A 7,797-nucleotide genomic window follows, 5' to 3' on the forward strand; every position below is an offset into this window, starting at 1 on the left:
CCTGATTCCCAGTCAGCGGGATTGTCTTTCCGGCCCTGCGGCCGTTCCGACGTTTCAAACTCTAGCCCGTTTCCCCGTCGTCTCACAAATCGAGTCCCGGTAATGGATTTCGGCATGCCGAAATTGTTCCCGGTCGAGGGGTCCCGCAGAGTTTGTGTGCCACATTCAAGCGGCCGGAGTGTGCCGTAGAACCGTTACGGCTCCATGACAACTCGAAGAACCTTACGGACCGGTCCCTGCGGTGTCAACTTGGGGCGTTGGCCCTCCGTCAACCCAGTTTCGGGGCGGGTCAGTCCAGGTCGGTCAGGCGTCCGCCGGCGTCCGGTTGGGCGTGTTCCACGCGGCGGAGGAGGCGGATCAGCAGTTCGCCCAGGACTCCGCGCTCGTCGCCCGAGAGGTCCTGGAGCAGGTCTTCCTCGAAGTCGGAGGCCATGCGCATCGCCTCCAGCCACTTCGTGCGGCCCTCGTCCGTCAGCTCGACGATCACCCGGACCCGGTTCTTCTCGTCCCGGTCGCGGGTGACCAGGCCCTCGCCCGCCATGCGGTCGACGCGGTGGGTCATGGCCGCCGGGGTGAGTCCGAGGCGTTTGGCCAGCTCACCGGGGCCGAGGCGGTACGGGGCTCCCGCCAGGACCAGGGTCTTGAGGACCTCCCACTCGGCGTTGCTGATGCCGAGGTCGGAGACCTGTCGTCCGTACGCCACGTTCATCCGGCGGTTGAGCCGGCCGAGTGCCGAGACGACCTGTTCCACCTGGGGGTCGAGGTCGTCGAACTCTCGCTGGTAGGCCGCGATCTGTTCGTCGAGGCTCGGTTCCTCGGGGGTGTCTGACATGCGGCGCAGTATGGCACGCGGATCGTTCGCGTTGAAGTCCTTCGATGTGTATTGTTGAGGTTCTAACTTTAGCTTCGAAGTCTTCAGGTCTCAGTTCTCAAGTTCTTCTTCGATCCTCCAAGGCAGGTGAGTGTGACCAGGGTGATGGGCGCCGCGATGCGCCGGATCCAGGCAGGGAACGCGCTGAGCGCGTTCGGGCTCGGGTTCACCGTCCCGTACCTCTATGTGTATGTGGCCCAGGTGCGGGACCTGGGCGCGAGTACGGCGGGGGCCGTGCTGGCCGTCTTCGCCATGGCCGCGCTCGTCGCCCTGCCCTTCACCGGTCGTGTGATCGACCGGCGCGGTCCGCTGCCCGTCGTCGTCGGTGGTGCGGTGCTGGCCGCCGTGGGGGCCGTGGGCATGGGGGTGGCCGCCACGGTGCCGGCCGCCGTGTTCTCGGCCGCGCTGCTCGGTGCCGGTACCGCCGTCATGCAGCCCGCGCTCGCCACGATGATCGTCTGGTGCTCGGACCCGTCGACCCGTACGCGGGCCTTCGCGACGCAGTTCTTCCTGCAGAATCTCGGGCTCGGCCTCGGTGGTCTGATCGGCGGGCAGCTTGTCGACGTCAACCGGCCGGGGAGCTTCACCCTGCTGTTCGGCATCGAGGCCGCCATGTTCCTGGTGCTGGCCGCCGTCGCGGGGACGGTCAGGCTCCCCCGTACGTCCTCGGCCTCGTCCTCCGTGCTCCCCAAAGAGGCTGCGGGTACCGGGGGCGGTGGGCTGCGCGCGCTGCTCGGGCACCGGGCGATGGTGCAGCTGTGTGTGCTGGGCTTCGTGCTGTTCTTCGCCTGCTACGGGCAGTTCGAGTCCGGGCTGGCCGCGTACGGCACCGAGGCCGCCGGGATCGACCCGTCGACGCTCGGGATCGCGCTGGCCGCCAACACCGCCGTGATCGTCGTCGCGCAGTTCGTCGTGCTGCGGCTGGTCGAGCGGCGCCGGCGCAGCCGGGTCATCGCCTCGGTCGGGCTGATCTGGGCTCTCGCCTGGATCATCGCGGGGTACGCGGGCCTGGGGCACGGGAGCCAGACGATGGCGACCGCCGCCTTCATCTCCACGTACGCGCTGTTCGGGCTGGGTGAGTCGATGCTGTCGCCGACCGTGGCTCCGCTGGTGGCCGACCTGGCGCCGGGCGAGATGGTCGGGCAGTACAACGCCGCTTTCGCTCTGGTCAAGCAGCTCGCGCTGGCTGTCGGGCCCGCCGTGGGCGGGCCGATGGGAGCCGCGCTGCACGGGCCGTACATCGTGACGTTCGTGCTGTTCTCGCTCGGCGTCAGTGTGCTGGCGCTGCGGCTGGGCCGGCGGCTCACCCCCGTACAGGACCAGCCGTCACTCGCGCACCAGAGGTCGCGGGTGGTCGCCGTGCACAAGCCGGAGACCGTCGCCGCCTCCTGATGGCCGCCTCCTAATGAGGGAGCGCGAACTCGCACCAGACCGCTTTTCCGCCGCCCGGTGTGCGGCGCGAGCCCCAGGACGAGGCGATCGTCGCGACGATCGAGATGCCGCGGCCCGCCTCGTCCGCCGGTTCGGCGTGGCGGCGCAGTGGCAGATGGTCGTCCCCGTCGGTGACCTCGATGATCAGCCGGCGGTCGGTGCGGCGGAGTCTCAGGCGCATGGGCGGGGTGCCGTGCTGGAGGGAGTTGGCGACGAGTTCGCTGGTGGCGAGCACGCCGAGGTCTCTCAGTTCGACGGGGAAGCGCCACGAGGAGAGGACTCCCGTGGCGAACGCGCGGGCGCGCGGGGCCGCCTCGATGCCGCCGAGGAGGTCGAGCGCGGCGTTGTGGAACAGCTCGGCGGCCTGCCCGGTGCGGGCGGGGTGCTGGAGGACCAGGACCGCCACGTCGTCGTCGTGCTCGGCCGTGACGCCCATGGCGCGGATCAGCCGGTCGCAGACGACCTGGGGTGATCCCTTGGCCCCGGCCAGGGCACGTTCCAAGGAGGCCACGCCCTCGTCGATGTCCTCGCTGCGGCGCTCGACGAGACCATCCGTATAGAGGACGGCCGTGGAGCCGGGCGCGAGGTCGATGGTGCCGGAGGTGTGGATCCAGCCGCCGGTGCCGAGCGGGGGTCCTGTCGGGTCGGCGGCGCGTGCGACGGTGCCGTCCTCCGCGCGTACGAGGATCGGCAGATGGCCCGCCGACGCGTAGACGAGCCGGCCCTCGTTGGGGTCGTGGACGGCGTAGACGCAGGTGGCGATCTGGCTGGCGTCGATCTCGGCGGCGAGTCCGTCGAGCAGCTGCAGGACTTCGTGCGGGGGCAGGTCGAGGCGGGCGTACGCGCGGACGGCGGTGCGCAGTTGGCCCATGACGGCCGCCGCGCGGACGCCGCGGCCCATGACGTCGCCGATCACCAGGGCCGTGCGGCCGGCGCCGAGGGTGATCACGTCGTACCAGTCGCCGCCGACCGCCGCGTCGGTGCCGCCCGGCTGGTAGGTGGCGGCGACGCGCAGGTCGTCGGGCTGTTCCAACTCCTGTGGGAGGAGTGAGCGCTGGAGGGCGACGGCGGTCTCGCGGAGTCGTCGTTCGCTCGACCGCAGGCGCTCGGCGGCCTCGGCGTGGTCGGTGACGTCGGCGGCGAAGATGAGGACGCCGCCGGATCCGCTGGTGTCGACGGGGGTGCAGGTCACCGTGTACGAGCCGTCGCGGGGGACGGTGCCGGAGCCGTTGGCCAGGGCGTGGGCCGTGCCGAAGGCGGCCGACTGGACCTTGCGGGACTTGACCGTACGGGGCTTTCCGCTGCGCAGTACCTGGTCCATGAGGGGCATCAGGCCCAGCTCGACCAGTTCGGGGCAGCTCTCGGCCGCGGTTGTGCCCGCCTCGCGGGGGCCGAAGGCGTCGGTGTAGGCGTCGTTGACGTACGCGACACGGTGGTCGGGGCCGTACACGAGGGCGACGAGGGCGGGGAGACCGTCGAGGACGTCTCGGACGGCCAGCTCTTCGAGCGCGGGGACGTCTGTCGGGGTGCCGTCCTTTGCGTCCCCTGATCCCGCTCCCGCTCCGTCTCTTCGGCCCTTGCGTTCGCCGTGTCGTTCGAATTCACCGCGGGCGGCGGGCACGGAGCCGGCGGCACCCGGCGAGTGCGCCTCTCCGGCGTCCGTCCGCGCGGCGGTGCGGCGCTGTGTACCGGGGAGCCGGGCGCTCCAACGCGTGAAATTCACGGATTTTCAGGCCTCATGGTGTCGTTGCTGTTCGCCTTGGCGGGCTGCCGGATCGCTCTCTGCGGAATCACTCTGTGCAGATGTGAACCCACCTATGGTCACACGTTCAGGGTGGCCGACCGCACTGACATCGGACGTCAGACGTCTCTGGAACGTTCCCTTCCGGCGGCGAGTTCGAATTCGGCGCGTGGGTGCTCCAGCGAGCCGAGGGAGACGATCTCGCGTTTGAAGAGCCCGGAGAGGGTCCATTCGGCCAGTACTCGCGCTTTGCGGTTGAAGGTCGGGACGCGGCTGAGGTGGTAGACGCGGTGCATCAGCCAGGCCGGATAGCCCTTGAGTTTACGGCCGTACACCTGTGCGACGCCCTTGTGGAGACCGAGCGAGGCGACGGAACCGGCGTAGCGGTAACGGTAGTCGCGCGGTGTCTCGCCTCTGAGGGAGGCGACGATGTTCTCGGCGAGTACGCGGGCCTGGCGGACGGCGTGTTGCGCGTTGGGGGCGCATTCCGCGCCGGGCTCGTCGGCCGCGAGGTCGGGGACGGCCGCGGCGTCGCCGGCCGACCAGGCGTGTTCGGCGCCGTCGACGGCGAGCTTGGCCGTGCAGATGAGCCGGCCGCGCTTGTCGAGGGGCAGGTCGGTGGCGGCGAGGATCGGGTGCGGTTTGACGCCCGCGGTCCAGACGACGGTGCGGGTGGGGAAGCGGGTGCCGTCGCTCAGGACCGCCACCCGGTTCTCGCAGGAGTCGAGGCGGGTTTCGAGCCGTACGTCTATGTTGCGGGCGCGCAGCTCGCGGACCGCGTACTTGCCCATGTCGTGGCCGACCTCGGGGAGGATGTGGTCGGAGGCCTCGACGAGGATCCACTTCAGGTCGTCGGCCTTGACGTTGTGGTAGTAGCGGGTGGCGTAGCGGGCCATGTCGGCCAGTTCGGCGAGTGCTTCGACGCCCGCGTAGCCGCCGCCGACGAAGACATAGGTGAGTGCGGCGTCGCGCAGTTCCGGGTCGCGGGTGGATGAGGCGATGTCCATCTGTTCCAGGACGTGGTTGCGCAGGGCGATGGCTTCCTCGACGGTCTTGAAGCCGATGCCGTGTTCGGCGAGGCCGGGGACCGGGAGGGTGCGGGAGATCGAGCCGGGGGCGAGGACGAGTTCGTCGTACGTCATCTCGAAGGAGCCGGGGGGCTCGTGCGCGTCGGTCGCCGCGTCGCGGGCGTTCTTGGCGAGCGGGGTACGAGGTGTGTCCAGGCCGTTGGCGGTCGTTCTGTTCGCCGCCTCCTCCTCGGACGCGAGGGTGGTGAGCGTCGCGACGCGTCTGGCGTGGTCGATGGATCTGGCCTCGCCGACGATGATCGTGCAGTTGGGCAGGACGCGGCGCAGCGGCACCACCACATGGCGCGGTGAGATCGAGCCCGCGGCGGCCTCGGGCAGGAACGGCTGGTAGGTCATGTACGCGTTGGGCGACACGACCACGACCTCCGCCTCGCCGCGCTTGAGCTTCTGCTGGAGCCGGAGCGCGGTGTACATCCCGACGTATCCGCCCCCGATGACGAGAACGCGTGCGCGGGGCGGTGGTGCGGGGGTCGTCCCCCGGGAGATCTCTGCCTTCACCACCCCATGAGGCAACGGGCTCCTGGGTTTGTCCACAGCCCCGGCAAATTGTGTGACCGGAGCCCTCCAACGGCCCCACGTGCGCAAATCCCCCTACGGCGGGGAAGGTTCGCAGGTCAGGGGGTACAGGCCCGGTGGTGGCAGAGTGCCGAATCAGGCATCTTCCGGTCCTTGCTCCGATCGGGGGGCGCACTGTGCGGAACCACCCCCTTCTGAATTCCCCGGGGCTCAACTATGTTCGTACTTCGACGGGGGCGTCGACCGTGACTTGGTCGGGCGGTCCCGGCTGTCAGGCGGGGAGGTCTCCGGGGGGAGACGTCATTACCGGGGGAACGCTATGCACATTCAGGATTCTCATTGGCAGGCCGTCGTATCCGTGGACGGCAACGGACGCGCGAGCGCGGGCGGGATCGGCCGTGCCGCACCGCTGCGCGTCGACGCGCAGCGCAATCTTGAGCACGTCCTGCGGGCGGCTCGTGAGGTGTTCGGCGAGCTCGGTTACGGGGCGCCGATGGAGGACGTGGCGCGCCGGGCCCGGGTCGGGGTCGGCACGGTCTACCGACGGTTCCCCAGCAAGGACGTGCTGGTCCGCCGGATAGCCGAGGAGGAGACCTCCCGGCTGACGGAGCAGGCGCGTGCCGCTCTGGGGCAGGAGGACGAGCCGTGGTCCGCGCTCGCCCGTTTCCTGCGGACGTCGGTGGCTTCCGGCGCGGGCCGGCTGCTGCCGCCGCAGGTGCTGCGGGTCGGGGTGGACGTCGACGAGTCGACGGTCGTCCCGGATACGGCGGACGAGGCGCGGGTGCCGCAGCAGCGGCAGTCCGGGCAGCCGGATCTGCGGGTGGTCGGTTCCGGTGAGCATGCCGGGCAGCACACCTCGGCGCCCTTGGGGGTGGCGGAGGCCGACGGCTCCGCGGGGTCCCTGGGCGAGGACCTGGTGGACCCGGCCTCGGGCACGGTTGAACTGCTCGATGTCGTGGGGCAGTTGGTCGAGCGCGCGCGGTCGGCCGGCGAGCTTCGGCCCGGGGTGACGGTGGCCGATGTGCTGCTGGTGATAGCCACGGCCGCGCCCGCGCTGCCGGACGCGGCGCAGCAGGCGGCGGCTTCGGCGCGGCTGCTGGACATCCTCCTCGAAGGGCTTCGCTCCCGCGCGGCGTAAGGCGGTGCGCGGCGGTGTCCGAAGTCCTCGCCCAGCACGCCGCGCTCGGTGTTCCGTGCGTCAACTTGAGGCTGTGGGGCGGTCGTCGGACGGTTGTTCGTCCGACGGCTGTGCCGCACCCGCCGGTTACCTGCCCCCGTGGGCACCCGCCCGGGGTGGCTCCGGACCTGTCCGGTGCGGAACATCCTGGTGAACGGCGTTTGGGTCGCACCCGATCGAGTTCTTCGCGTACGGCCGTGGGCCGATGCCCCGTACCGGTGACGAATCACGTACGAGTGGTCGCTGTCAACGGGGGTTTGGCGGTGGCGGGCGCTGTGGCACGCTGACCCGGTGTTTCGGGTCTGCAGGACGCTACGGGGGCTTCCGCGATGAGCGGTGACGAACGGGACGGGTCACGGACCGGCGGTGGTGCCGGCGGTACGGAGACGGGTGGGCCGCCGTCCGGGCAGGTGCCGAGCCAGGGTGGGCCGGGTGGTTCCTCCGGGGCCGCCGCTTCCCGGGGCGAGGCGGACCCGAGTGTGCCGCCGCAGCGCGAGGGCGGTGGTGTTCCGGCCGAGGGTGACGGGCTCGTCGAGGGTCCTGGCGCCGATCTGCCGCCGTCGGACTCCGAGTTGATCCAGCGCATGCGGGCCGGCGACGACGGCGCGTACGAGGAGTTGTACCGGCGGCACTCGGCGGCCGTACTGCGTTACGCGCGCACCTGCTGCCGGGACGGCCACACCGCCGACGACCTGACGGCCGAGGTGTTCGCGCGCACGCTCCAGGCGGTGCGCGGGGGCGCCGGGCCGGAGCAGGCGGTGCGCGCGTATCTGCTCACGACCGTGCGGCGCGTCGCCGCCGCATGGACGAAGACCGCCAAGCGCGAGCACCTGGTCGAGGACTTCGCGGTGTTCGCCGCCGAGTCCGCCCGCGCGGCCAGCGACCGCTCGGCCTCGTGCATGGCCCGCACGTCGGCGCCGAGGTCGAGGGTCTCGTCGTCCGACACCTCGGCCGCGCGGGCGGACTCGGCGGC

General features: G+C 70.8%; 6 protein-coding genes. 3 read left to right on the forward strand and 3 right to left on the reverse strand.

Features of this window, described 5'->3' with window-relative positions; translation table 11 throughout:
• Positions 1–289: 289 nt before the first annotated feature.
• The gene (locus BHU15_RS16845; RefSeq protein ID WP_023540586.1) at positions 290–832 is read right to left on the reverse strand and encodes a MarR family winged helix-turn-helix transcriptional regulator; all 543 of its coding nucleotides are present in this window, start codon (positions 830–832) and stop codon (positions 290–292) included.
• Positions 833–976: 144 nt separating this feature from the next.
• Between BHU15_RS16845 and BHU15_RS16850 the strand changes: the two genes are divergently transcribed.
• Positions 977–2,263, forward strand: a complete 1,287-nt coding sequence (locus BHU15_RS16850; protein ID WP_171908382.1) for an MFS transporter — start codon at positions 977–979, stop codon at positions 2,261–2,263.
• A 10-nt stretch (positions 2,264–2,273) separates the two neighbouring features.
• Here the strand turns inward: BHU15_RS16850 and BHU15_RS16855 are convergent, their stop codons facing one another.
• Together BHU15_RS16855 and BHU15_RS16860 are read right to left on the reverse strand one after the other, a co-directional pair.
• Positions 2,274–4,025 carry an ATP-binding SpoIIE family protein phosphatase gene (locus BHU15_RS16855; RefSeq protein WP_069627944.1) on the reverse strand — a complete coding sequence of 584 codons (1,752 nt, stop codon included), beginning with the start codon at positions 4,023–4,025 and terminating at the stop codon, positions 2,274–2,276.
• Positions 4,026–4,162: 137 nt separating this feature from the next.
• Positions 4,163–5,632 carry an NAD(P)/FAD-dependent oxidoreductase gene (locus BHU15_RS16860; protein ID WP_079128189.1) on the reverse strand — a complete coding sequence of 490 codons (1,470 nt, stop codon included), beginning with the start codon at positions 5,630–5,632 and terminating at the stop codon, positions 4,163–4,165.
• Between the two features lie 334 nt (positions 5,633–5,966).
• Here BHU15_RS16860 and BHU15_RS16865 point away from each other — a divergent pair, with 334 nt between their 5' ends.
• Together BHU15_RS16865 and BHU15_RS16870 are read left to right on the forward strand one after the other, a co-directional pair.
• The gene (locus BHU15_RS16865; protein ID WP_069627946.1) at positions 5,967–6,785 is read left to right on the forward strand and encodes a helix-turn-helix domain-containing protein; all 819 of its coding nucleotides are present in this window, start codon (positions 5,967–5,969) and stop codon (positions 6,783–6,785) included.
• Between the two features lie 368 nt (positions 6,786–7,153).
• Positions 7,154–7,797 (forward strand): RNA polymerase sigma factor (locus BHU15_RS16870; protein WP_303741211.1); only part of this gene is annotated, 644 nt, incomplete at its 3' end.

The sequence above is a fragment of the Streptomyces niveus genome (assembly GCF_001723055.1).
In the GTDB taxonomy this organism is placed as follows: Bacteria; Actinomycetota; Actinomycetes; order Streptomycetales; family Streptomycetaceae; genus Streptomyces; species Streptomyces niveus.